The organism is Vibrio sp. 10N.222.52.B7, assembly GCF_041474275.1.
Classification (GTDB): Bacteria; Pseudomonadota; Gammaproteobacteria; order Enterobacterales; family Vibrionaceae; genus Vibrio; species Vibrio crassostreae_C.
The window spans coordinates 1-210 of record NZ_JBFRTU010000249.1; the positions used below are offsets into that span (position 1 = coordinate 1).

Consider the following 210-nt stretch of genomic DNA (forward strand, 5'->3'; position numbering starts at 1 on the left):
TGCTACAAGCTTACCCAAATGTGAGCGACCTTGGTCGTCCAACTATTGTTAAACTGCACAAGCAGTTTGGTGGATTGACGAGTGAACAGCAGCAAACACTGCTGACTAAGTGTGATGCTTCTGAAGGTTTTGTATGGCAGCGTAGCGAAGCTCAAGGCGTAACTCGTCTAACCAAAGACGTGACCGAAACATTGGAAGGTTGGATTCTTG

General features: G+C 46.7%; 1 pseudogene. It reads left to right on the plus strand.

Annotated elements, in window-relative coordinates:
• Positions 1-210: pseudogene (locus AB4512_RS22665) on the plus strand (chromosome partitioning protein ParB); the annotation flags it as partial.